Source organism: Catenulispora yoronensis, from assembly GCF_039531695.1.
Lineage (GTDB): Bacteria > Actinomycetota > Actinomycetes > Streptomycetales > Catenulisporaceae > Catenulispora > Catenulispora yoronensis.
In genome coordinates, this window is sequence record NZ_BAAAQN010000239.1 from 1 (window position 1) to 538 (window position 538).

Consider the following 538-nt stretch of genomic DNA (forward strand, 5'->3'; position numbering starts at 1 on the left):
GTGAAAAGGCGCAGAAACTTAAACAGATATTGCTCAGCACAACTGACGTAGTTCTAAACGAAACCGGCAGTGATGATGGATACGATTTACTGCACCTGATAAAAAAACACCATCAGTTACTTCCCATGAATTTTGACGATGAGTTTGTCGCTTCTGTTGCAGAGTCAGACGAATTGCCGGATGTAAGTGACTGGAATGAAATTTACAAGGGTAAGAGAGGTTTTAAATGATTTCTTTCTTTGAGGATGTGATCGAAGGTATCTCACGCAATCTGACATCAAATGACTCGTTAAAATACTGTGATTTGACAACGGTTGTAGGGCTTACGTCGCAGGATCGCGTTGAGCATCCTGAAATCAGGGCTCCGTACATTCTGACCACTAAGAACAACGATTTTCTTACCGTTATTGAGGTTCAGGGCGCTAAATCATCGTTTGACGAGAAGTCGTTTAATGACTTCATCATGCACCTATCAAACTCCTTGTCGAATTCCTTTATTAACAGCGGCCATAAGTTGTCTGTGGTGTTCGAACGCGAC

1 protein-coding gene and 1 pseudogene are annotated in these 538 nt (G+C 42.2%); both read left to right on the forward strand.

All coding sequences use genetic code 11. The annotated features are described in order from the left end of the window. Positions 1 to 230: hypothetical protein (locus tag ABD481_RS47060; protein WP_344672388.1), on the forward strand; the 230-nt coding region annotated here is incomplete at its 5' end. After that, positions 227 to 538: pseudogene (locus tag ABD481_RS47065) on the forward strand (conjugal transfer protein); the annotation flags it as partial. The gene ABD481_RS47060 and the pseudogene ABD481_RS47065, both read left to right, overlap by 4 nt.